The following is a 24,400-nucleotide window of genomic DNA, read 5'->3' on the forward strand; positions in this document are numbered from 1 at the left end:
CATATTTAACCACGACTGTTGTTTATCCAATTTGCCCCATTAAAATTTCACAAGAAATGCGCAAGGATTCCATCTTGCTCTTGTACGTATTTGGTTGGCTTTGGACGAAATGATCACTAGGGCTAGTGTAGCAAGAGGTGAATGACGAACGACTACCACACGATTATCAAAAAAATGCAGAGGGATGCGACTTTGTCGCATCCCTCTGCATCAAGAAATCTCGATAATGGTGAAGAACTCGTTCAGTTCCAAGCACTCCAAAAGCACCTGTACATAAAGTGCCTAGTGTTTTATCACTAATTGCAATTTACTGGGTACTTTTGGTTAATCAATACATGTGATATCTTACAATTATCTTGTTAAGTCTTCGCACGCTTTATAAATTATTTCGAACAGTTCTTCAATATCACTTTCTTCCACACAAGAAAATGCTACACGAATATCCGTTTTATTGCTTGCAATAACGCCCACTCCGTATTCATCCAATAAATGTAAACGAAGTGTTTCTGCATCTACATGATTTAGTTTCAAGCACATGAAGTAACCTGAGTTAAATGGATAGTAAGTCCAATAAGGAGCAAACTTTTCGTTTTCAAGTACTTGTTTCGTTTTCACTGCACGGCCTTGCATAATTTGGAACTTCTCTTCTTTTTCTTTTAAAAACTCCTCTGATTGTAATGACTCTAGAAGAATCGTTTGAGATATATGAGATCCACTCGAAATAGTTCCTCGAATAATCCCTTTTGTTTTTTGTTCTAGTGCATCTAAAACATCTGGAGTTGCTGCATAAGTGATAAACCCAACGCGTAGTCCCCATACGTAATTTTCTTTCGTTGCTCCGTCGATTTTTACAGGTAAAATGTTCGGATGACTCTCTGCTAATAAACCAAATAATGATTCCTTTATGGAATCTTCATAGAACAAACCGAAATACGCATCATCTAATAACACAACTAGTTTAGTTCCAGAAGCTGCAACATCTTTTAAAACTTGAACAATTGCTTCTGCTTCTTCAATAGAAGGGGTAAAGCCAGTTGGATTGTTCGGGAAGTTTAATAAGACAATTGCTTTTTCTTTTTGTTTTGCAAGCGATTCGCGGAATGCATCTACATGGAAACCACCGTTTTCATTGAACAAAGGAAAGGTTTCTACACGACCGCCTCTTCTAATTTGAAATACTGTATTGTAGTTACCCCAATATTGTTCTGGCGTGATAACTACGTCTCCCGGATTCATAAATAAATCTGCTGCAATACTTAAACCATGTGTTAATGCGCTAGTTACAATTGGCAATCCAATTGATTTATTTTGCATAGAAGGGTTATCAACTAATAATTTTTCTTTCCATATGGAGCGTAATAATTCTTTTCCTTGTGGGGCTGCATATGGGTAAATATCTTTTGGAGCATACCCTAATTTATCTTGTATATGACGGAAATGCATAGGTTCTCCATTTTCCGTTGCGATTCCGATTGTTGCGTTAAAGCGGTGTGCTTTTTTTCCTGCTTCTGCACTTTGACTTAAAATACCTTTAGGATAATATAAATTTTGTCCTAAATCGGATAACATATCGAAGATTGCTGGGTTTTCATTTTTCATTTTTTCATTTAACTGCAAAGCTAAAGTATTCATCTATTGGTACCTCCAGAATATTTGATTTAAAAATATTGTACTCTATTTCACTAAAGTATAATACCTTTTCTCGTTATATATTGAATATTTCACGAGCTAACCACTAATTTTCAATTCAGTTCTAAAATAACGGGACAATGATCACTACCCATTACATGCGCATCAATTGATGCATCCTTCAAAATAGGCGTCATTTTTTGGGACGCAATAAAATAATCAATTCTCCATCCAATATTACGCTCTCTTACTTTACTCATATACGACCACCATGAATAGGCATCTTCTTGATCTGGATAAAAATACCGGAAAGTATCCACAAATCCTTCTGCAAGTAAATCGGTCATTTTCCCACATTCCTCTAATGTAAAACCAGAGTTTCCTTTATTAGACTTAGCATTTTTCAAGTCTATATCTGCATGCGCTACATTTAGATCGCCACACATGATGACTGGCTTAACCGTATCTAGATTTGTTAAATAAGCACGCATCTCGTCTTCCCATTCAAGCCGGTAAGGAAGTCTTGTTAAATCACGTTTAGCATTTGGTGTATATACATTAACTAAGTAAAAGTCCTCGAACTCCAATGTAAGTATTCTACCTTCATCTTCTGTTTCTAAATCACCTACTCCATATTTAACTGTAAGTGGTTTCACTTTTGTAAACACAGCTGTCCCAGAGTAACCTTTTTTCAAAGCATAATTCCAATACTGGTCATACCCATCTAACTGCAAGTCGATTTGACCTTTTTGTAGCTTCGTCTCCTGCACACAAAAAATATCGGCATTCACTTCATTAAAATAATCTAAAAATCCCTTTTGCACACATGCACGCAAGCCGTTCACATTCCATGAAACTAACTTCATCTGTATTCCCTCCCCAAAAATAAAAACCTGATCCAAGGACCAGGCTAACGTTTCTATGTAAAATCTCATTCATTATACTGGTTCTAGAACAAGTATGCAAAAAAGCAAGTTTAAGAGATCTCACCAATTAAATTATAGCTATCCCCCGAACGAATAGAGTAAATAACCCCGTCAGCGATTTCATTGTTAGTTAACCACCTTTGACTATTATTAACTCTTAAAAATCCTAACTGTATCAGGTTATACTGGATATCTTTCGTCGGGTAATATTGTTTTTGGAGATTTTGAGCATTACCTTTACTACCAATTACATGCCAAACTGTAGTCTTTTCCCCTAATAATTCAAATACAGTTGTCAGTGCATTTAACCCATCCGAGTGTACCCAAACAACCGCCTCTGAAAATGGACCATATCTATTTATATTTTGCTGTAGTGATTCCTCCAATTTCGTAGAATCTCGATAATCAACGTAGACTCCTCTAATATTCTCGGGATTTGAACAAGCATTTTTCATTCTGTTCATTTTTTCTTCGTTTCGTGCGACTACTGAAACAATATAATCATTGTCTGCATACCACGTTGTGACCCCAGCCAACATTCCTGAACCACCGATTATACAAATGTGTTTCATTTGGAATTCCCCTTTCTAATATTTTGGTGAACCACTACATTAAGCAGTAGTTCAACCCTTCTTTATTTTTTGATCTGTTAAACGATCATGTTGTTAACGACAAAAATCCGCTAGATTCCTGCGGATTTTCGTCACAAAATATATTCTTCTAAAATACAACACTCTAATTTAACAAAGGGCACTGAAAAAGTGGTATTCTAATAAAATTCCTAATAAATATCCGCTAATTGGATTTAGCACGGCTCTGTTCGCTTTCCGTGGGCGAGCGCATAGCCTCCTCGGGCCAACACGATGTTGGTCATGAAGGCGTTGCCTCAGGATGAGGCGGTACTTAGCCTTCCTTCTTCTTTAACACTTCGTGCGGGGTCTCGGCTGTCTCGCTTTCCCACAGGAATCTCACGCCACCGTGCTAAATCCTATAGTACACAGTATCGTCACTTCAAATATTTATCATAAAAAATTCTGTAATAGAGTTTTTCAGTGCCCTAGTTTAACAGAGCCTATTTTTTCGACATTTTCAATAGAACAAAGATCGCAATGGCCAGTACAAATAATCCAAACAATATAACTAGTGAAATTGCTGCAAATCCAAGTAACCCCATCTTCAACACTCCCTCTATAGCACTTATTTTAAAGCAGTACACCTGGGAGTCAATACATACTAGTTATTCCACTATATTTGAGACTCACGGGGCATTAAACGAAAAAACTATTTAATTCGCTTACACTTCTCACGATATAAGTAGCGTTAGCATCCTGGAGCTCACCCTCTGAACCATATCCATAAGTAACGCCTATAGAAGCAATACCAGTATTATTTGCTCCAATAATATCATGCTTACGGTCCCCAATCATGATAAACTCCTCTTTCTTATAGCCTTTATATGAATCTAATATATATTGTATAATTTCTGTTTTAGCCGATCGACTGCCATCTAAGTTACTTCCCACAACTAGTTCAAAAAACTGGTCAATTTGAAAATACTTTAATATTTCTTCTGCAAAGACAGTCGGCTTGGAAGTAGCAACTACTAGCTTAATAGATTCATTCGTTAAAATTTCCAATAAAGCTGAGATACCTGCATAGATTTCATTTTCAAACATACCTTGATCCTTAAATCTTTCACGGTAATATTCGATTGCTTGATGCGAATTAACGTCATCCAAATCATAATACTCCGCAAAAGAAACTTGTAATGGTGGGCCTATAAAGCAATCAAGTTTATCAATATCTGGCTCGATAATCCCCATTTTCCCTAACGCATATTGAACCGATTTCGTGATACCTACTTTTGGATCTGAAAGTGTTCCGTCTAAATCAAATAAAATTACTTTATAGGTACTCATCTCGAACCCCATTCCATAATGATTTCTACTTAGTATACAGTATTTTTTCCTATCAAAATACTACTTCTGTTTCAGAAAGTAGATAGTAAAAACCTTGTGCTAAAGCCCCACCTTCTGATAGATCGGAAAGTGGGGCTACGCTATTAGTATGGATCTGCTTCGTGGCTTTTATCAATTGCCTCTTTTGGTGCTTGATCGCCGTCTTTATTTCCTAGAGGTGCTTGACTGGAACCGCCCTTTGGTGCTTTTTTCAGGCCTTCTCTTAAATGTCGACCATAGTCTTCGTCGGCTTCTTCCGCTAAAGCAATTATTTTTTCTTGAATTCGCTTGTCGCATTTGGCTAAGTCATTTACAAGGTTCGATATGAGTTCAGTTTTTTCCCACTGTTCGAAGTTGCGATAAGTCTCTCCAGCTTGTTTTGTATTGTTGTCTCTCTCAATGGATTCACGGACTAAACGCCCTTTAATCATAGGTGTATATTCTGTACCATGCTGCTCTGCTTCTTGTAATCCATCTAATATAGAAGGTTCATAATTGATATGCGGATTTTGGAATGGACCTCTATCCAATCTGTATGCCATTTGACCACCACTTTGATTGGTCGCTACTCTTTTTTTCGGTGCATTGATTGGAAGCTGTAAGTAATTTGCTCCCACACGATGCCTCTGTGTATCGGAATAAGAGAAGGTACGTCCCTGCAGCATTTTGTCATCAGAGAAATCCAGTCCATCTACGAGTACACCAGTCCCAAAGGCAACTTGCTCCACTTCCATAAAATAATCCTCTGGGTTTCTGTTTAACACCATTTTTCCTACGGCCTTCCACGGAAACATATCTTCTCGCCATAGCTTCGTATCATCTAATGGATCGAAATCCAGCTCAGGATGATCATCGTCACTCATGGTTTGCACGAGTAGCTCCCATTCAGGAAAATTACCTTTTTCAATGGCATCATATAAATCTTGCGTCGCATGATTGAAATTTTTCGCTTGTATTTCTTCTGCTTCCATTTGGGTTAAATTGCGAATGCCCTGTTTAGGCTCCCAATGATATTTCACTAAGACCGCTTTTCCTTCTTGATTCACCCATTTATACGTATTCACTCCCGAGCCTTGCATCATTCGGTAGTTTGCTGGAATGCCCCAAGGCGAATAAACGAATGTAACCATATGAAACGATTCGGGTGAACTCGCACAAAAATCAAAAAATCGCTCGGAATCTTGAATATTTGTAACAGGATCTGGTTTAAAAGCATGAATCATATCTGGGAATTTAATCGCATCACGAATAAAGAAAATCTTTAAATTGTTCCCTACTAAATCCCAGTTTCCATCCTCCGTATAAAATTTCACCGCAAATCCACGTGGATCCCGCAATGTTTCTGGAGAGTGACCTCCATGTATAACAGATGAAAATCGTACGAACACTGGCGTCTGTTTCCCTTTTTCTTGAAACAATTTTGCACGTGTATATTTGGAGACTTTTTCATCTCCAACTGCTCCATACGCTTCGAAGTAACCATGTGCCCCGGCACCACGTGCATGCACAACCCGTTCTGGAATACGTTCTCTGTCAAAGTGACTAATCTTCTCGATAAAATCATAGTTTTCAAGTGTTGCAGGTCCACGATTACCTACTGTTCTTATGTTTTGATTGTTCGTAATTGGATGTCCTTGCCTATTCGTTAATGTATCCTCATCTTCCATATTTGTTTCAAAGTTAGACTGCTCGTTTGTCACTTTTTGTCCTCCTAAACATCTTATAGATTCTACTTTCCACCTATATTCTGTCCAGTTTCCATTTATATAAACAAATAATTAATAAAAGCCTCTCTGAACATCCTAGATTATAAGGAAGTCAAAGAAGCTTTAAGTATAAAACGAGCCAGTTATAGAACAATTAATTCTTTATTGGATTTTGTAATAATTTCTATTCCGTCTTTCTTTATGAGAATATCATCCTCAATTCGAACCCCACCAAGATTAGGAATATAAATACCCGGTTCTACCGTTAAAACCATTCCTTCTTCTATAAGCTGCTCACATTTGGGACTCATAAAAATATCTTCATGGATATACAAACCAATCCCATGACCCATGCCATGTCCATAATTCTCTCCATATCCTTTTTCAGAAATAAAATCACGCGTTAATGCATCTGCTTCTTTCCCTGTCATTCCAGCCTTTATACCACTCAATGCATTTTCAAGCGCTCCATGAACGATTGTGTATATTTCTTTAAGCTTGGGATTTGGTTCTCCAACAGCAATCGTTCTCGTCATATCGGAGCAATAACCGTTATAATAAGCACCAAAATCAAGGGTGATCATATCTCCTTTTTCCACTACCTTCTCGCTTGCTACACCATGTGGTAATGAAGAGCGAATGCCCGACGCAACAATCATATCGAAGGAAGAAGAAGTAGCACCTAATTTTCTCATATGAAATTCTAGTTCATTTGCAATTTCAATCTCTGTAATTCCAGGGCGAATAACCGTTAAAATATGCGAAAATGCAGCGTCTGAAATTTCAGCTGCCTTTTTTAGAATGGCTATTTCAGATTCACTTTTAATCATACGCAACTTTTCAACCACTCCAGAAAGTGGGATTAAATCTACATTTATATATTCACTTAACTGAGAATAGTAATGATAGGATACATGTTGTTTTTCGAATCCTAGCTTATTAATCCCTAAACTTTTTGCAAGATTACCTATTTCCTCATAAATAATGGCTCTATCTATTTCTTTTACTGTAAAACCCTTTGTCTGCGCATTTGCTTGACTAGTATAACGAAAGTCTACTAATAAATACGCTTCCGTCTTTGAAATAAGCACAGTTCCAGCACTTCCAGTAAAGTCTGTTAAGTATCTTCTATTGATACCATCTGTTACCAAGACACCCTCAATTCCTAATTCATCAAACGTTTTTCTTATTTCCACTAGCTTTTCCATTATTAAACCCCCATAATATCACTTTTCTCAAAATTCAATATAATACTTCAATTATAAATATGACATAATTAAGCGATAATTAATAGTGATATACTGTAACAAAAAGCACTTCGCTACATTTGAAATGCAATACGTTTCGTAGTATTCTTTTGGACTGTCTCTTCTATCCCTCTTTTATCATATACATATGTTTGTAAGTTTCCTTTATATGAAAGGGTTAACGAAGAATGTTGTTCAAAATGATGTGGTTGCACTAAGCAAGGTGCGATTTGTAACTGAGCGGATTGGCATTCATTCATCATCGTTGCAACAAATTGCGAACAGAAAAAAGCATGCTCTCTCTCAATTTTAAGATTCATAGCTACCCCAAATAATCCGATTAAATTATATTTAAATAATTCTTTATACTGTTCCATACGACGAACCTTATTACGCATTCGATTATATTCTTGAAATGTTACTTCACATTTGTAAATAGCACATGTTGCACTTCTGAAAAGTCCATTTGTAGGTTCTTCCCTAATGAATCCCCCATTAAAAGGATTATGTTTATTCTTCCTACCAAAACTATACATCTCATTCAATTCTTCATCGAAAGCGATGGATGCATGATTCATGTCTTTTCTCGTATACAAACCTATCGCTTTAGAAAACAATGTTCCCGTATTACTCAACACAATATAAACAGTTTTTTCCATTCCCTCACCTCGTTCATAAGAAGCATTTTGCCCCCTTATCTGCTTTTCTAATCATCTCTCAAAAGCAAATTTTTCCAAACGGGCTTTAGAAGGAAAGTAAGTAGGTCCAGAGACGTAGGAAACTAAAAAAGGGGCTGTCCCTAAAGTCATTTAGCGACTGAGAGATGGTCCCTTTTCCAATGTATTGATTTCCGTTCCAGACGGACGCTTTCAGCGGGCATGGCTTCAGTCTCCTCGTCGCTTTCGCTTTTGCATTATTAAGTGCAAGTATAGACTTATCCATTAATATTTGGAGAAAACTTCTATCTATTTTTTTGGGAAAGCGCAATGTTCGTCCTTCTCGTTTTCTAACGAAGTATGTTATATTTGTAATGATTCAAAAAAGAAATGGAGGAAATTCCATGCCAAATATAGGGATGCCGGGTTTAATACTCGTATTAATAATTGCTTTAGTTATTTTTGGTCCTTCAAAGCTTCCTCAATTAGGTAGAGCAGTTGGACAAACCTTGAAAGAATTTAAAACCTCTACACGAGATATTATAAATGATGAAGACAAAGAGGAAGTTAAATCAGAAGCTAAAGAAATAGAACTTGAAAAGAAATAATATATAGAAAGAGCCAACTATCCTAAAAAATAGTTGGCTCTTTTTTATTTGAAAATTTTAGACTGTTTCCCTTACTACGGCATTTTTCTAATTATGGATGGAATATTGTAAAATTGCTTCTTCTAGTATATCTATCCCCAACATTACATCCTCTAGCGGAGTGTACTCATTTGGGTGATGACTAAGTCCATCTATCGATGGGATAAAGATTAAACCTACTGGACATAACTTGGCCATATTCATTGCGTCATGCCCTGCCCCACTTTGCATAATTTGATTAGAGATATTTTTTTGTGCACAAATATTTATTAGCACTTCATTTATTTCTTCTGATAGAAGAACTGGCTCTTCTGAACTAATTTCTATACTCTCTATATCCAACTGTCTGTTTTGCTTGATTAAGGTAATAGTTTCGTTTAAGTGGTTATGCACTCGTTGTCGTGATTGTAGAGAAGTTGATCGGATGTCAATTTTAATTTCAACGTTTCCAGGTACAACGTTCATAGCACCATTATGAACATTTAAAACTCCAATAGTAGCAACCGTTCCAAATTCTTCTTCCCGTTTTGCCGCTTTTTCAAGGGCTAACGAAATTTCTGATGCACCAAGAAGGGCGTCTTTTCTCATATTCATAGGTGTTGTGCCAGAATGAGATGCTTTCCCCATTATCTTTACGTGAAGCCTTACGGGAGCTGCAATTCCTGTAACAATACCAATTTTCTTATCGTTATTGATCAATACAGGACCTTGTTCAATATGCAATTCAAAAAATGCTTTAAACTGTTCGTTCACTCTACTTGCTTGGTCTACGCTATTAATATCTAATGCACATAGTGCAAATGCTTTTTCCATCGTAATTCCATCTTTGTCTTCTAAGTTTCTGTATCTACTCGGATCAAATTGGCCAGCCATTGCTTTACTGCCTACTGTTGATACACCAAAACGAGCAGATTCTTCACACGCAAATGAAATAATTTCAATGGGATGATCCGTTTCAATACCTTTTTCATTTAAACGTCTAATGACTTCCAACGCTGCAGTGACACCAACTACCCCGTCGTATTTTCCACCTTGATATACGGTATCAAGATGAGATCCCATAACAACAGGTGGAAGTTCATCCATTTTTCCTTTTCTTCTTGCAATAACGTTTCCACATTGATCCATTCTAATATCTAAATGCTCTGCCATACACATACGCATAAATGCATGCGTACAAGTCTGCTCTTCGTTTGTGTATGCAATTCTTGTAATCCCTTTATCACCGGAGTTATATTGGTTAATGTTGTTAAATAGTAACTCGTACCTTTTCTTACTATCCATATAAGTACCCCCTGTCCTATTACTCCATACATCTATTTAAAACTCCGTAAGAGCGAAAATTTCAAAATGAAACGACTTGCCTATATATGTTCATTTTATACAGTTTCAACTAGACTGTCATTGTGGAAGGAAACCAAGATGTGTGATGATTTATTGTGCACGGTATACAATGAAGGACGTATCCTTTAGTGCTATACTTTATTTCGTTATATTAGCGATTGGAAGTGAAGAATAATGATGAGAGAAACAGTCATTTATAAAAAAGATGAACGTTTTACATTAGAAGCTGATTATTATGGTACTAGCCAGCTTAGTGCCCCAGTTGTTGTTTACATTCATGGAGGCGGCCTACTTTGGGGAACAAAAGAAGAACTAAGTGAAGAAATGATTCAATTATATACAAAAAATGGATATGGAGTGTTTTCTATTGATTATAGACTAGCTCCTGAAACAAAACTACCAGCTATTTTGGAGGATGTTCAAGATGCCCTTCAATGGATAGAATCGGAAGGATCTAAGCAGTTTTCTATTGATCCAAAAAAGATTGCCGTAATAGGAAGTTCCGCAGGGGCTTTTCTTGCTCTAAGTACAGGAACTTTCAAAAATAAACCACGTGCTATCGTCTCTTTTTATGGTTATGGAGATATTAGTGCGGAATGGGCAACTAGCCCAAATAGTTACTATTGCCAAAAAGACATAGTCTCAAAAGAAGTGGCAAATAGTATCATTACCGACGATGTTATAACAAATGCATCTGTAGAAGAACGATTTCTTCTATATTTATATGCTAGACAGACTGGTGAGTGGATTCAAGAAATTACAGGAACTAACCCATCCATTCAAAAGGATTCACTTATTAAATATAGTCCCATCCATAACGTTACGAATGACTATCCACCAACATTACTATTACATGGAACAAATGACGTAGACGTACCTTATTTACAATCTGTTTTCATGAGAGCTGCTTTAATAAAAGAAGGCATTCAAACGAAGTTAATTACGATTCCAAATGGGGAACATGTATTTGAAAAGGATTTCCATCATCCAGTCGTACAAAATGCGCTTCAAGAGGTTTTAGATTTCCTGCAAGTTCACTTAGCTGATTAATACGTAAAAACCTTTGCCTTCCACATATTGAGGATGGACAAAGGTTTTTTTATAATTGACTAAGTTAAATTAGGCTATTGTTTTTAAAATCGCTTCTGAAAGATAGTATGTCCATCACTAGTACCTACTTTTTCAAAACCATTAATAAGATAAAATTTATTTAGTTTAAAGTTATTCCCTAAGCAATCTAATCTTAACGTATTTTTCCCTTCATTTTTAAGATAAGTTTCCAGCCATTGTAAAACATCTTTTCCTAAGCCGGAACCTATTTTAGAATGGGTTAGGGCCAATCTATGAAGGTATACAGCATCATCCTTTAAATTTCCCCAGATATGTTGGTCCCACTGACTTTGTGTCTGATACAGTGTAAAGGTAGCCACAATCTCTCCATTTCTTTTAACAATAAAAGTCTCTTTATTATTTATTCCTTGTCTAATTTCATCATCTTCCCCTCCGCCTGCTAGGAATCCCCATTGATCGATTCCCTTTTCTTTTAACCATTTTGCAACATCTTTTAAAAGATCTAGTATTTGGTTTGCTTCTTTACTAGTTGCTACAGACACTTCATAACCGATTAACAAAGACTCTAAGCCATTTTGCATTTCCATTCCCCTATTTCATTCAAAAATCGCAACCATAAACCCCAAAATTGTAATATAGATTTAATAATTCGACTTTTATTCAACAATATCCTTCTTATTAAAATAGGGTCCTTTGTGACAATATTTTTTACAAATCCTGTTGCCCGGTAGTAGGCTTGGCGGTTCGTCCGCGAAAAACGCGCGGATTTTCGGCAGGTAACAACATGGTCGTTTAACAGAGCCTTTAATTAGCTACTACACTGCAGCATTCTCTTGTGGCTTATTGCGATCCATCAAATACTTTATTATAAATAATGTCGCTACCATCAGATACGCATAAACAAATTGCATGGATGCTGGTTGTGCAAATCCTACCGTACTTGCATGAATAATTCCAAACAAGGAAAGGATAGACGCAATTACAGCTGCAATAGCGGCACGAATCGGTTGATTTTTGATAGAAAAGATAGCTAAACATCCCCACATTAAACTACTTATTGGGGCACCACTACCTAAGTGAACTAACCCATTGTAATATACTCCTTTAGCCGCAAGAACTTGCGCACCAACAGCTTGACCCGTTGTCCCTGCAGCACTTAAAACATTATTAGCAAGCGATAATGCCCAGTTTGCAATCCATGGGAATAAACAAATAAATATAACAGGGACTTCTATTTTTGGAGTCTCTCGAACTACTTGATTGGCAGTTACAACCCCTACATATACCAGAATTGGTACGATAGCGACAACAGGGATTACTGCTAATAATAAGGCACCAATTCCAAAGAGTGAAATGATTAACATGGATGTACCAGTTGCTAGCGTGTATCCTAGACCTGCACCCATTGATTTCCAACCAGCATGCCCAATATAAACAGTTACTGGATATGGGTTACCTGCAAAAGCACCAATGCTGGAAGAAATACCATTCGCTAACATGACACGGCGAGTTTTATATGGATCTCCTGCAGCATGTGCACTTTCAATATTCTCTAAGTCAAAAATATAATTTGCAAGTCCTAATGGTACAGCTGATGCTAAGTAAGGTAGTGCATGTGGAATTCCCGAAATCAGACTGCTAACATGCACTTCAGGAGGATTAAATCCTAGTGTTTGTAATGCAGCAGTAATTGCCTCAGGGCTCTGTAATCCGAAGGACCAAGCTAAAATAGTTCCAGCTGCTAACAATAAAAATCCTGTCGGAATTCTTGCGAATATGGGTGATTTACCAAACCAATTAAGAAAAATAATAATAAGGACGACAAAAGCTACAACAGGAGTTTCAAATGATTGAAGCATTGGGTTCATCGCTAGTAATAATAATCCAAGACCAGATAAACATGATAATAGAACTGTTCTTGGAATAATCCTTCTTAGAGTGTCCCCAAGAAATGCACCTACGATTAAAATGAATGCTTCAAACAAACACCAAACTAGCGCTATAGAAAAAGCAAAATCCGCATCGTTCGTTGTCTTAAATACAGGAAGTATTACAAGAAAAGTAACGGTAAATATAGAAGGAGCACTAGGACCTGACGGCAATGCCGTTACATCCGTTCTTCCTGTCTCTTTCATAAGCATACGTCCAAAAATAAAATAACTACAGCTTGCTAAAAAGATACCAAGACCAAAACCTGGAACAATCCTTCCATAAATAATTTCTGGTGGAAAACCAACTACAAATAGTAATAATGAGACCATTGTTAATAGGTTCGTTAAATTGTTAGCGAGCAACCCAAAATAAGCAGCCCAGTCACCTTTCTTCCAGTACTTCAATGTTTCAGCCAACTTGTCTCCCCCTTATTTTTATGATTCTAATCATTTATGGGAATGGCTATGAGGTAAAAATTAACGTAAATACAAATAAATCATTAGTATAATCTTTACCGCTCTTTATAATTCCCACAATTAACCTGTAAGCGCTTACAATTAGAATTATAAAGAGTTAGTACACCCTAGTCACTGTTTACCAAGACCAAAAATAGGTTTTTCTTTTAGTCAAGTTATACAATAATTTTTTTGAAAAAAGTTGGTTTATTTTATATGGTTATTGCATAGAGAACTAAACGCAAAAAATCCAGCACTAGAAAAATAGCGCCGGATTTTTTCAATAGAAATATTTTAGTAGAGCTAGAGAAATATTTAATTCTCTTCGTTTAATTTATGAAAATGCTCCCATAAATAATCGCAGTCTTCTCTGTCTTCCACTTTAATCATATTAACTACACTATCATCTCTACCTGCTAGATAATCGCGTAGATGCATGTCTGAAAAGCCGTTTTCAGCTGCATCATCTCTAGTGCTGCAATAGTGAACTTCCTTCACACCTGACCAAATAATTGCTCCCATACACATTGGACATGGCTCACATGTTGCATAAATAACGCAATCTGATAAATCCATTGTTTCTAATTTCTCACAAGCTACACGGATTGCTACCATTTCTGCATGTGCAGAAGGATCTGTATCTTTCATCATTGTATTAGAAACCGCTGCAATAACTTCCCCGTCGCGAACGATTGTTGCTCCAAAAGGACCGCCATGTTTTTTATCCATACCTTCAATTGTTGCGTCTACTGCCATTTTCATATAATCCATCTTAATACCCTCCTAATTCTCACTTAAAATTATTTACTTTGTTTCAATGTTTTACTGAAAATTGTATACAAGATAAAGGAAACGATTAAACCACTGAAGAACGCAAAATCATTCATTTTTACTAACAATGGTACACCTTTAAGAAAAGCACCTGACATTGGAAGAATAAAACTAACCCCTAAAACAATCATTGCTACTGGATTATATCCATTTTTATATTCTCCATTACTTCCTTCTGGTACATAAATGTTATCCAGATTTAACACTCTCTTACGATGTATGAAGAAACTTGAAAGCATAATTCCGGCAATTGGACCAAAGATTGATCCGATAAAGCTATAGAAGAAAAATAGCGTATTAGCACTTTCTACAAGCTTCCAAGGTAAAATTAAAGTTCCAACGATCGCAGTTAAGATACCTGCTGATTTAACAGTAAATACTTTTGGGAAAAGTGCGGACATTTGTAAACCTGATGGAAGTAAATTAGCATATACAACGAAAGCAATTGCTCCTACATTAAGAGCTAAAATTAATATGACAACTGCAAATGTGCTATCCATTTTATCAAGTGCATGAACGATATTAAAAATTGGCTCACCGAAAGCAATTTCAGTACCTGCAATTAAAGCCACACAAGTAATCGCAAATAGAACATACGATAAGATGAAACCTAGTGGTAATCCAATAATCATATCTTTTGGTGTTTTAGCACGATGAGTGAAATCGGACATATTAACAACAGGTCCTGCCCAGTTTGATACTAATGCACTAACACACGCGATGAAAACGAATATGCTTGCATTTGGATTTTGTGGTACGTAATTCATAATAGGACCAAATCCACCTGCTATATTGATTGCCCAAACTGCTGCACCAATTATAAATACATAAACTACAGGTGAAGACCAGTTACCAAATTTACCAAGGAAACTCGTACCACCTAAAAATAGAAGAACTGTAACAATCCACAGAATTGCATAGGAAATCATCGTAGGTAAAGTTAAACCTAGAAGGTTAAAGTCTCCACCTAGAGTCATAAAGTTAGGGAAAAATCTTGCGAAAATAACATTCAATGATTCTGCACCTACAACGGTTGTTGTTCCAAAAAATACTATACCCGCAATTAGACCGCGACATAATGCAGGAATAATAGATCCCTTCACTCCAAAGGAATCCCTCAACAACATTGCAAACGGTAATCCGTATTTAGATGCTGAGTAACCATTTAATACATAAAACGTTGAAACGATCACTGCTGATAACATAACAGCTAATAGGACCTGCTTGGTATTAAGTCCTAACAGGAAGAATCCGGCCACTGTCATGTAAGACATTATATTATGTACAGCACCCATCCAAAGAGTTACATAATTGGACATCCCCCAATCTCTTTGATTTGGTTTCTTAGGTAATAAATCTTCTGCATAACCATAGGATTGATATTTGTCATAGGCTTGTTCTAGTTTTTCTTGTTGCATAAGTTAGTGCCTCCTTGTCTTCCTAATTTAAATTAAAACTAGGATCCATATTTGATAGCGTTTTCATCTAGCTTATTAACCAACTTCCTATACTGTAAATTTAACAGAATTCGCTAATTAAACACTGTATTAATGAACCAAAATTAGACGATATCGTTAGGCTTTTTATACAATGATTCATGCAATCTTTATTTACAGTGTAAGAAATTTGTCTACAACAACACTTTCTTCTATTCCATTTGAACATTTGATTAGTTATTAGGTGAAGTACTCCTAAGTTTAATGGAATATTCACCAAAATAACTTATCGTTTTCTAACGATCATTTAATAATATGAGTGCCTGCGTTTTCGTTAATAGCTTCTTTTAAGCTTTCTGGATTTGTAATGATAACTCTTTTCCCTTTTTTCTCTAGGAAACTTAAGCTAGCTTCAATTTTTGGCAGCATACTTCCAGCAGGGAAATGGTTTTCTTCCATAAACTGTTTTGTTTCTTCGATTGAAATTTTCTCTAATGCTTGTTGGTTCGGTTTACCAAAATTAATACATACCCTTGAAACACCAGTTGTAATAATTAATGTCTCCGCTTCAATTTGCTCCGCTAAAAGACTTGTAGCAAAATCTTTATCAATTACAGCATCGATTCCTTCGTACGTGTTGTTGTCTAATTTAACAACCGGTATTCCTCCGCCACCTACAGCAATAACGACAAAATCAGAATCAATTAATTGTTTGATAGCATCTTTTTCTACGATATTTATTGGCTTTGGTGATGGTACAACTCTTCTATATCCACGACCCGAATCTTCGATGAAAATCCAGTCAGGGTGTTCTTCCTTCATTTTTTCGGATTGTTCAAATGTAAAGAATGATCCTACTGGTTTGGTTGGATTTTTGAAATTTGGATCTTCTGAGCTTACTTCAACTTGCGTAATAATGGTGGCAACTTTTTTGTTAAGTCCTCTTTTGGCAAATTCGTTTGTCATTGCTTGTTGAATTTGGTACCCTATACCACCTTGTGTATCTGCTACACAGTTAACAAGTGGTATTGCTGGCATACCCGCTACTTCATTTGCAATTTCAGATCTTCTTAATCCGAATCCTACTTGAGGTCCATTACCATGTGTCACTACTACTTTAAATCCAGCTTCCACCATATCAGCAATATGGCCAACTGTTTCTTGTACCGCTTCAAATTGATCTTGAATTGAATCTCGACCATTTTCTTTTACTAATGCATTGCCTCCTATGGCAACAATTGTTACTTCACCCACGTGTGTTCCTCCTAGTGATGAATTACCTTACTTACTTAGTAATTCAATCGATTGTTCTTTGTGCGCATGATATAAAGGATTTGTTGGATCATTTTTAATAGCATTTTCAATAGCTTCAATAGCTTCTTCGTGCTTACCTAGTGATCTTAAACTGTTTGCTTTATGGAAGGAGAAATCATATCTATTTGGTTGAAGTGTTAAAAGTTTATCCATTTCGATAACTGCTTCTACATGACGCCCAAGCTCTCTTAAGAAATTTGATTTATGGTAACGATAGAATGTTTCATTCGGCTCCTGGTCACACGCCTTATCGTATTCTGCCAGTGCTTCCTCCGGTTTTTTCCACAATCTCAAACAATTAGCTGTGTAGAAATAAAAGTCTAAATCATCCGGATTTATCGATAATGCTTTGTTGTATTGTTCAAGTGCTTCTTGATACTGTTTTAACTCTTGTAGGAAATAACCTTTGTAATAAAGGAAATCCGTATTTTGATTGTCTGCTTCTAACGCTTTATCCATTTCCGAGATTGCATCCTCGAATTTATCCATTTTAGCAAGTGCCTTTGCTTTTTCGATGTATACATTATTTTCTTTCCATTCCTTTTCCAGAATAGAAACTACTTCGTGTTGATTGAGCTCTATCGCATGTTGAAGAGAGGACTTGCCATCTCTATCCACTAAATGTACATCTGCACCTGCCTCAACAAGTGTTTGAATAATATCCGAATATAAGCGGCCACCGTTCCCCAAAATAACGGATTCCAGAAGCGCGGACCAACCTAGATTGTTCACATGGTTCACTGGAACTCCTGCATCTAGACAGATTTGTACGGTTTTTAAATACCCTTTTTCGCTCGAAGGTAATAAAGCCGTTCCTCCAAATCGATTCACACTAGGTAAATCAGCACCACCGTTAATCATCAGACGCAAAATTTCAGAAAATCCATTTGCTGCGGAGCAAATAAATGGAGTTAGTTGTGTAATATCTCTCGTATTCACGTCACTTCCAGCTTCAATTAAGAGCTTGGCAGCTGCTTGTTGATTTTTTTGAGTAGCTACCATTAGAGCAGTACGTCCAAGTTCATCTTTGAAGTCAACACTTGCACCATCGCGTAATAGCTTTTCGATCGTAACAAGATCTCCTAATTCACTCGCTTTCAATAGTTCCATATCCAAGGAATGGTTATCCACAATTTATCTCTCCTTTAGTCAGACTGTTGACAAACGCTTTCATTCTTCTTAGCTCGTCGCAGAAAAGCGTTGCTTATACTTCGTAGTAAGCTATGAATTTAAGTTCTATTCACGGGCTCACAGGATGTGAGTCAGGCAACCGGTGCCGCACGTTGCGGCGTCCGTAGGTTGCGAACCTATAACGTACTGGTGCGCCTCGACTGCCAAGCGTTTGCAAGACAGCCTGAGGCGATACCTTCGAATTTAGAGTTGTCTACTATTGGATTTTTTCACTTAAAGCTAGAATTGCTTTTTCGAATGCTTCTACTGGTGGATTAGTAATACCTGCACCAATCATTCCAATTCCCGCATCTTTATGTGCAATCGCAGTATTAATAATTGGCATAATTCCAGTTTGAATTACTTTTTGAACATCGATTCCAGTTGGAATACCCATGAAATCTAATAATGGGATCGTCACATTTGGATTCTCCGTTGTAGTAATTTCCTTCATTTTAGTTGAGAAGTTAATCGCATCATCTACTGTTCCACCAACAAGCGCAACGATTGCAGGAGCTGTTGCCATTGCAAATCCACCGATACCATAAGTCTCTGTAATTGCACTGTCACCAATATCAAGGCCTGAGTCTTCTGGTTTATAACCAGCAAACATTGGTCCAATTACTTTTTGAGCTGGTCCAGTAAACCATGTATTTCCAGACACTCCACTTACTCGAATTCCGAATTCTACACCATTACGAGCCATCGTTGTCACGATTGTACTGTTCTCAATGCCATGTGCAGCATCAAGCGCACATTTACTTAGAGCCATCCATGTTGGACCAGAGAAATAATCACTGCTTGCTACAAAATCAAACACTTCTTTTTTCTGCTCAGTCGTGTAATCTGTTTGAATAAGATAAGGTGTTAGAGCCTGAATAAGTAAAGTTGTACCTGCAACATTTCGGTTGTGACACTCATCGCCCATATGAAGTGCTTGTGCAAGCATTAAGCGTAAGTCAATTCCATTTGGATTTAACTTCATTGCATCTCTTAACATTGGTCCTAATACATCTCGCATCCAATTTAGACGAGTGATAACACTTTCATCATTCGCACCCATACGAAGAATTTTAGATAGTTGCTCACTTAAATTTGTATACGCAATGTTCCCGTATGTTTTGTTTTCTACAATGTGCATAAACATCGATGCAGACGTGACACCAGCCATTGAACCTACACAGTTGTGTTCATGACAAGGAGAGAAAGTAATTTCTCCTGAAGCTGCAAGTTCAGTTGCTTCTTCTATATCTTTAGCTAAACCTTCAAATACAAGTGCTCCCGTTACTGCACCTTTCATTGGGCCGTTCATTTTATCCCAAGTAATCGGAGGGCCTGCATGTAGAATGGTCTTTTTCGTCATACCAGGAACTACGTTAATCGCTTGGTCAAAACCAATTAACACAGGCTGTGAATTAACAATTCGCTCTACTGCAAGCTTGTTAGCTGCCTCAATTTTTTCCACAACATTAGGATTCTCTAATTTATCAAGTGCAGCAATAATTTCTGGATTTCCTCTACCTGGTGGTGTCCACTCTAAGTGCGTTACTACTGCATTTTGCTTTAACATATCATCTTTAAAAGATTCAATTCCCACGTTAATTACATTTAATTTTTCATTAAATAATTCGTTTATTTTACTCATGATTATTCTCCTTTCACTACAAATTCTCTTGCCAATAAACCAGCGTTTTGGCTACTGCTAGCATGTGTTGCTCCTGCAGCTAATAATTTGTTTACTTGATCTTCCATATTTTGACTATCTAATTCTGTACCAAGAATATAACCGATTATTTCTAAATGTCTTCCTTCACTTTCAGCCAATTGTTTCGCTTCAATAATCGCTGGAAGCATTGCACCAACTGGATCTTCATGTGCACCAAATCCTAATACAAAGTCCATCACAATAACCCCTACGGATGGATCTTTCGCTTCTTGAATGAATCGGTCAATACGAGTCGAAGGATCGATCATTGGATGAGGTTTACCTTGTGTAAATTGATCATCTCCAAAATCAATAAACGTATGATCTTGACTAGCTTTTACATCTTTTAAGCGGTATTCAGGTTCTCTTTGAATGTTGCTATAAACATTATCAAATTTCTCCATTGCAACATGCATAGCCTCATCACAAAGTGTTCCACCACTGAATAAGCCACGAATATACTTTTGTTCAGGTTTTAACTTTGCACGAACTTCGTCAATAAGTGGAAGGTTTAAGGCGCGTTTATTTAGCTTGCTTTCATCAGCACCTGCTAGTAATACTGCTTTTAATGCAGCTTCTTTAGACATTTTTGCAAAATGACCGCCTGCTTTAGTTACTTTCTCTTCGTCTCCGCCAACGAACCATACGACAACCGGTTTTGTGCAAAGTTTGATTTGTGCCAATACTTTCTCTTCCACACTTGGTGCTGGTGGTTTTGAAATAAGGACAATAACCTTTGTTGCTTCGTCTTCTTCCAGTGCTTTAATGCCATCAAGCATCATAATACCGCCAACTTCTTCACTTAAATCACGACCACCTGTACCGATAAGTTGTGTAATTCCACCTCCAAATTCATGAATACGAACACTTATTTCTTGGCTACCAGTTCCAGATGCGCCAACAATACCGATGTTTCCTTTTCTAACTGCATTTGCGAAACATAGGGCAACATTACCGATAATTGCAGTTCCACAGTCTGGGCCCATCATTAATAAGCCTTTTTCATGTGCTAGTTTCTTTAATTCAATTTCGTCTTCAATCGAAACGTTATCACTAAACATCATTACGTGAAGATTGTTTTCAAGAGCCTTTCTCGCTTCTCTAGTTGCGTAAGCACCATTTACAGCTATCACAGCTAAATTAGCATCCGGAATATTTTCTGCTGCTGATTTAATAGTGGAGTATTTAACTTCATTCGTACCTTTAGTAGAAGTATTTTTCTTTGTGAATAATTCTTCAATACTTCCGAAAGCGCTTTCACACAATTCCGAATTCTCCGCTTTTACAACGATCATCAAATCACTTGTTTTCGCTTCTTCTACTTCTGGTGTCATTAGGCCAACATTTCTTATTACTTCTTTATTCATTTCTGTACCCATTGCAATAATTGCTTGCTCAACGCCTTCAATTTGGTTTGCTTTGGTTGACAGTGACATTAAAGAGACCGAATCAATATAAGTGTTTGCTTTAACTACAACTTGAACAATCATGATGTACCTCCAATTTTTATATTCGTTTCTAGTCCAGCGAGAATTCCTAAAGCAATGTCTGTGCCAGACGAAGAACCAATTTTTAATACTTTTACTAATGTGAGTATCAATTGCTCTTCATTTTCTTCGAGTAATGCATCAACTAATGCAATGATTGACTCACGCACTTTTCCTTTTGCTGCTGTTTTTATTGCCATATAACTAATTTCATTTGTTGCGGTTCTTGCTTCTTTTTCTACTTCTTTCAAAAACCATTTGTACGAAGAGAAAGGACTGTTTTCTAGATGAAAAGAGGTGAATAAACCAACTAGAAAATCATCGCCAGATGGTGTCAATCCGGGGCCAAGCCCTAATAAAGAAATGGCATGTCGAACTGCTTGTTGTATCTGCTTGTTGAACAAAGCAGTCATTAGTAGGCTAGTTCGTTCACTTATCATTTTGGACAATTCCTGTTCAAAAGGGCTTTCACCTATCAACTTGTTTTTCATACCGCCGCTTTGGCCATGAATATCGATGTATTGTTTCATTAGCTTTAAATTTTTCTTTAAAACATCGGTATTTGTTGGATAAGTTGACCATGTACTTTTCCAACTTCTTACTCCATCAATTGGGATGGACATTTTGTGATCGATGGATATACTATTAGTAGCTGAATTTACTTGGTCCCCAATACTTATATTCATTTCTTCAAAGTTATCTAAGTTAATAATTAGCGTATTGGGAGCGTTATCTATTTCTCTACATGCAATGGTGTACAGCTCATTATTATCAACACATTGAATATTAATTGTTCGGTTAAATACACTATGAACAAATCCATTTAGCTCGGATTCAATAATACGTTGAATGAATTCACCATCCCCAGATATCGCAACTACCAATAGACTCACCTCTTAAGTGGAAATTTTCACTAATTGAATCCAATGCTTTTCATCTTTGGTAATTGAACACCTCCAAATTAAGTAGATAATTTGGTTAATTAATCAAGAAGAAAATTATTGCTTTCATTGGTTACATCGTACAACTTAATTTTCAAGTACTTTTATATAACCAACTTTACATACCCAATATAGTGTAAAATACACCTTAAGGTCATCGTTTAATGAAACCAAAAAGGACTACAACCATTTGTGCAAGTTATACAACCAAGATAATTCAATCTATGTATTAGGAGTGTGGAAATATTGCTTAAAGTTCAAGACTTATTGGAGATCAAAGCAATAGATGGTCTAAAGATTGTTGCAGGGGTGGAAGGAGTTCAAAATCACATATCTATTGTCAATATTCTAGAGAACCCAGATGCATTCGATTGGCTTTCACCTAATGAATTACTTCTATCGACGGGATATATTTTTAAAGATAATGAGGAACTTCAAAATAAAATTATAAAAGAGCTCTCGGAGATAAACTGTGCAGGACTTGTTATCAAGATGAAGCGATACTTTGATAAGCTTCCTCAGAATATGATTGATGAAGCAAATAAATATGGTTTACCACTTCTCGAACTACCTATTGGGTATACTCTTTCCAATGTCATATCTATTATTAATGAAAAAGCATCTGGCAGATATGATTTGCTAAATAGACAAACGCTGGACATGCATAATTTATTCTTTAGCATTACCCTTGAAGGCGGAGGAATATCAAGAATTAGCTCCATGTTATCTGGAACCATTAATAATCCAATTCTTATTGTAGATAAAAATTGGAAACTCTTGCATTACTCAGAACATGAAGACAACCATTTTTCGTTACAAGAATCATTAGACTTAAAATCAAATAAACCCATCTTTACAAAAGAATTCATTGATACAATTCCTAACAATCTAAATGAAATGAAGAAATCAATCAAAAGAATTTATAATTTAAATGGCAAGAAAATAATATGTCGAGTATTGCCAATTGCAGTTTCTCAAGACTTATATGGATATATCATCATTTGGCAAACGGTACGTAATCTAATTGAATTTGACTATATTATTCTGCAACAAGCTTCTACCATCATCGCGCTTGAAAGGATTAAAGCGAAGGAGATTGAAGAAGTTAAATTAAAAATCAGACATGATTTCTACGATGATTTACTTTCTGGAAAAATTACATCCTCAGAGACATTACAAACGTTATGTGATTTACATGGACTAAATTCAAACTATATGTACTATTGTATGGTTATTAATATTGAGGTTAAAGAAGTAGATAAATTTGAGGACATGATTATCGGGAAATATAAAATGGATAATATTGCTCAAAGTTGTGTGGAAATAGTTTATGAAAAGTCTTATAAAGCAAACGGAGAAATAACATGTTTTTATAGAAACAATAGAATCATCGTTCTAGTCGGACAAAATGAGGAACGACAACCCATTTCGGTTAGTGAAGCGAAGCAATACGCCACTGAATTGCATGACGAACTTGGGAAAAGAATTAAGAAGACTTTTTTAATAGGTATTGGTCAACAATACCAAGAAATAAAGTCTCTTTATAAAAGTTTTTCTGAAGCAAATGAAATGATCCGATTAATGCAACATATGAACGAAAAAAATGAAGTCTCCCATTTTGAGGATTATTCTGTTTATCACCTTTTGGACTCCAATATTAGTTCCTCTGAGTTGGAGGATTTTTTCCAGAAGTGTCTAGGTAAAATATATGAACACGATAAATTGCATACAACAAGTTACATTTCAACATTAGAAAACTACTTTAACAATAACCAAAACGTATCTGAAACTTCTAAAGCAATGTACTTACACAGAAATACACTCATATATAGAATAGAAAAGATTAAGGAAATATTAAATACGGACTTAAAAAATTCAGAAGAATTGCTTAGAATCCAAATCGCTTTAAAGATATTTAGAATTTTAAATAAGAATATGTAACCTA

General features: G+C 36.3%; 20 protein-coding genes. 3 read left to right on the plus strand and 17 right to left on the minus strand.

Annotated features, from left to right (window positions below; translation table 11 throughout):
- Positions 1-351: 351 nt before the first annotated feature.
- From MHB48_RS17310 to MHB48_RS17340, 7 genes are all read right to left on the minus strand, one after another.
- Positions 352-1,632, minus strand: coding sequence for an aminotransferase class I/II-fold pyridoxal phosphate-dependent enzyme (locus tag MHB48_RS17310; RefSeq protein ID WP_342599130.1), 1,281 nt, complete (start codon positions 1,630-1,632; stop codon positions 352-354).
- Positions 1,633-1,742: 110 nt separating this feature from the next.
- The gene (locus MHB48_RS17315) at positions 1,743-2,495 is read right to left on the minus strand and encodes an exodeoxyribonuclease III (protein WP_342599131.1); all 753 of its coding nucleotides are present in this window, start codon (positions 2,493-2,495) and stop codon (positions 1,743-1,745) included.
- 110 nt (positions 2,496-2,605) lie between these two features.
- A complete protein-coding gene (locus tag MHB48_RS17320; protein WP_342599132.1) occupies positions 2,606-3,127 on the minus strand; it encodes a hypothetical protein in 522 nt (173 codons plus the stop codon).
- Positions 3,128-3,823: 696 nt separating this feature from the next.
- A complete protein-coding gene (locus MHB48_RS17325; RefSeq protein WP_342599133.1) occupies positions 3,824-4,474 on the minus strand; it encodes an HAD family hydrolase in 651 nt (216 codons plus the stop codon).
- A 143-nt stretch (positions 4,475-4,617) separates the two neighbouring features.
- Positions 4,618-6,180: a catalase gene (locus tag MHB48_RS17330; protein WP_342601419.1), complete on the minus strand. Its 1,563-nt coding sequence runs from the start codon at positions 6,178-6,180 to the stop codon at positions 4,618-4,620.
- Positions 6,181-6,362: 182 nt separating this feature from the next.
- The gene (locus MHB48_RS17335) at positions 6,363-7,427 is read right to left on the minus strand and encodes a Xaa-Pro peptidase family protein (RefSeq protein ID WP_342599134.1); all 1,065 of its coding nucleotides are present in this window, start codon (positions 7,425-7,427) and stop codon (positions 6,363-6,365) included.
- A gap of 113 nt (positions 7,428-7,540) precedes the next feature.
- Complete coding sequence (locus MHB48_RS17340; RefSeq protein WP_342599135.1) at positions 7,541-8,125, minus strand: hypothetical protein; 585 nt, start codon at positions 8,123-8,125, stop codon at positions 7,541-7,543.
- Positions 8,126-8,526: 401 nt separating this feature from the next.
- Between MHB48_RS17340 and MHB48_RS17345 the strand changes: the two genes are divergently transcribed.
- The gene (locus tag MHB48_RS17345) at positions 8,527-8,730 is read left to right on the plus strand and encodes a twin-arginine translocase TatA/TatE family subunit (protein WP_342599136.1); all 204 of its coding nucleotides are present in this window, start codon (positions 8,527-8,529) and stop codon (positions 8,728-8,730) included.
- An 87-nt stretch (positions 8,731-8,817) separates the two neighbouring features.
- Here MHB48_RS17345 and MHB48_RS17350 read toward each other — a convergent pair whose 3' ends face one another.
- Complete coding sequence (locus tag MHB48_RS17350; protein WP_342599137.1) at positions 8,818-10,053, minus strand: M20 family metallo-hydrolase; 1,236 nt, start codon at positions 10,051-10,053, stop codon at positions 8,818-8,820.
- Between the two features lie 234 nt (positions 10,054-10,287).
- Between MHB48_RS17350 and MHB48_RS17355 the strand changes: the two genes are divergently transcribed.
- A complete protein-coding gene (locus MHB48_RS17355; protein WP_342599138.1) occupies positions 10,288-11,163 on the plus strand; it encodes an alpha/beta hydrolase in 876 nt (291 codons plus the stop codon).
- A gap of 83 nt (positions 11,164-11,246) precedes the next feature.
- Here MHB48_RS17355 and MHB48_RS17360 read toward each other — a convergent pair whose 3' ends face one another.
- The 9 genes from MHB48_RS17360 to MHB48_RS17400 all read right to left on the minus strand — a co-directional run bounded on the left by MHB48_RS17360 (position 11,247) and on the right by MHB48_RS17400 (position 22,398).
- Positions 11,247-11,765, minus strand: coding sequence for a GNAT family N-acetyltransferase (locus MHB48_RS17360; protein WP_342599139.1), 519 nt, complete (start codon positions 11,763-11,765; stop codon positions 11,247-11,249).
- A 234-nt stretch (positions 11,766-11,999) separates the two neighbouring features.
- Positions 12,000-13,532 (minus strand): xanthine permease, encoded by a 1,533-nt coding sequence (locus MHB48_RS17365; RefSeq protein WP_342599140.1) that lies wholly within the window; start codon positions 13,530-13,532, stop codon positions 12,000-12,002.
- A gap of 354 nt (positions 13,533-13,886) precedes the next feature.
- Entirely contained in the window at positions 13,887-14,342 is a 456-nt protein-coding gene (locus tag MHB48_RS17370) for a nucleoside deaminase (protein ID WP_342599141.1), read from the minus strand.
- Between the two features lie 29 nt (positions 14,343-14,371).
- Positions 14,372-15,820: a cytosine permease gene (locus tag MHB48_RS17375; protein WP_342599142.1), complete on the minus strand. Its 1,449-nt coding sequence runs from the start codon at positions 15,818-15,820 to the stop codon at positions 14,372-14,374.
- Between the two features lie 321 nt (positions 15,821-16,141).
- The gene (gene arcC / locus MHB48_RS17380; RefSeq protein WP_340923657.1) at positions 16,142-17,092 is read right to left on the minus strand and encodes a carbamate kinase; all 951 of its coding nucleotides are present in this window, start codon (positions 17,090-17,092) and stop codon (positions 16,142-16,144) included.
- A gap of 27 nt (positions 17,093-17,119) precedes the next feature.
- Positions 17,120-18,283: an ankyrin repeat domain-containing protein gene (locus MHB48_RS17385; protein WP_342599143.1), complete on the minus strand. Its 1,164-nt coding sequence runs from the start codon at positions 18,281-18,283 to the stop codon at positions 17,120-17,122.
- Between the two features lie 256 nt (positions 18,284-18,539).
- Entirely contained in the window at positions 18,540-19,967 is a 1,428-nt protein-coding gene (locus MHB48_RS17390) for a DUF1116 domain-containing protein (RefSeq protein ID WP_342599144.1), read from the minus strand.
- Between the two features lie 2 nt (positions 19,968-19,969).
- A complete protein-coding gene (gene fdrA / locus MHB48_RS17395) occupies positions 19,970-21,517 on the minus strand; it encodes an acyl-CoA synthetase FdrA (RefSeq protein ID WP_342599145.1) in 1,548 nt (515 codons plus the stop codon).
- Complete coding sequence (locus MHB48_RS17400; protein ID WP_340923666.1) at positions 21,514-22,398, minus strand: DUF2877 domain-containing protein; 885 nt, start codon at positions 22,396-22,398, stop codon at positions 21,514-21,516. Before MHB48_RS17400 ends, fdrA begins: the two co-directional genes overlap by 4 nt.
- 303 nt (positions 22,399-22,701) lie before the next feature.
- Here MHB48_RS17400 and MHB48_RS17405 point away from each other — a divergent pair, with 303 nt between their 5' ends.
- A complete protein-coding gene (locus MHB48_RS17405) occupies positions 22,702-24,396 on the plus strand; it encodes a PucR family transcriptional regulator ligand-binding domain-containing protein (RefSeq protein ID WP_342599146.1) in 1,695 nt (564 codons plus the stop codon).
- The last annotated feature ends 4 nt before the right edge of the window (positions 24,397-24,400 follow it).

Source organism: Psychrobacillus sp. FSL H8-0483 (assembly GCF_038637725.1).
GTDB lineage: Bacteria > Bacillota > Bacilli > Bacillales_A > Planococcaceae > Psychrobacillus.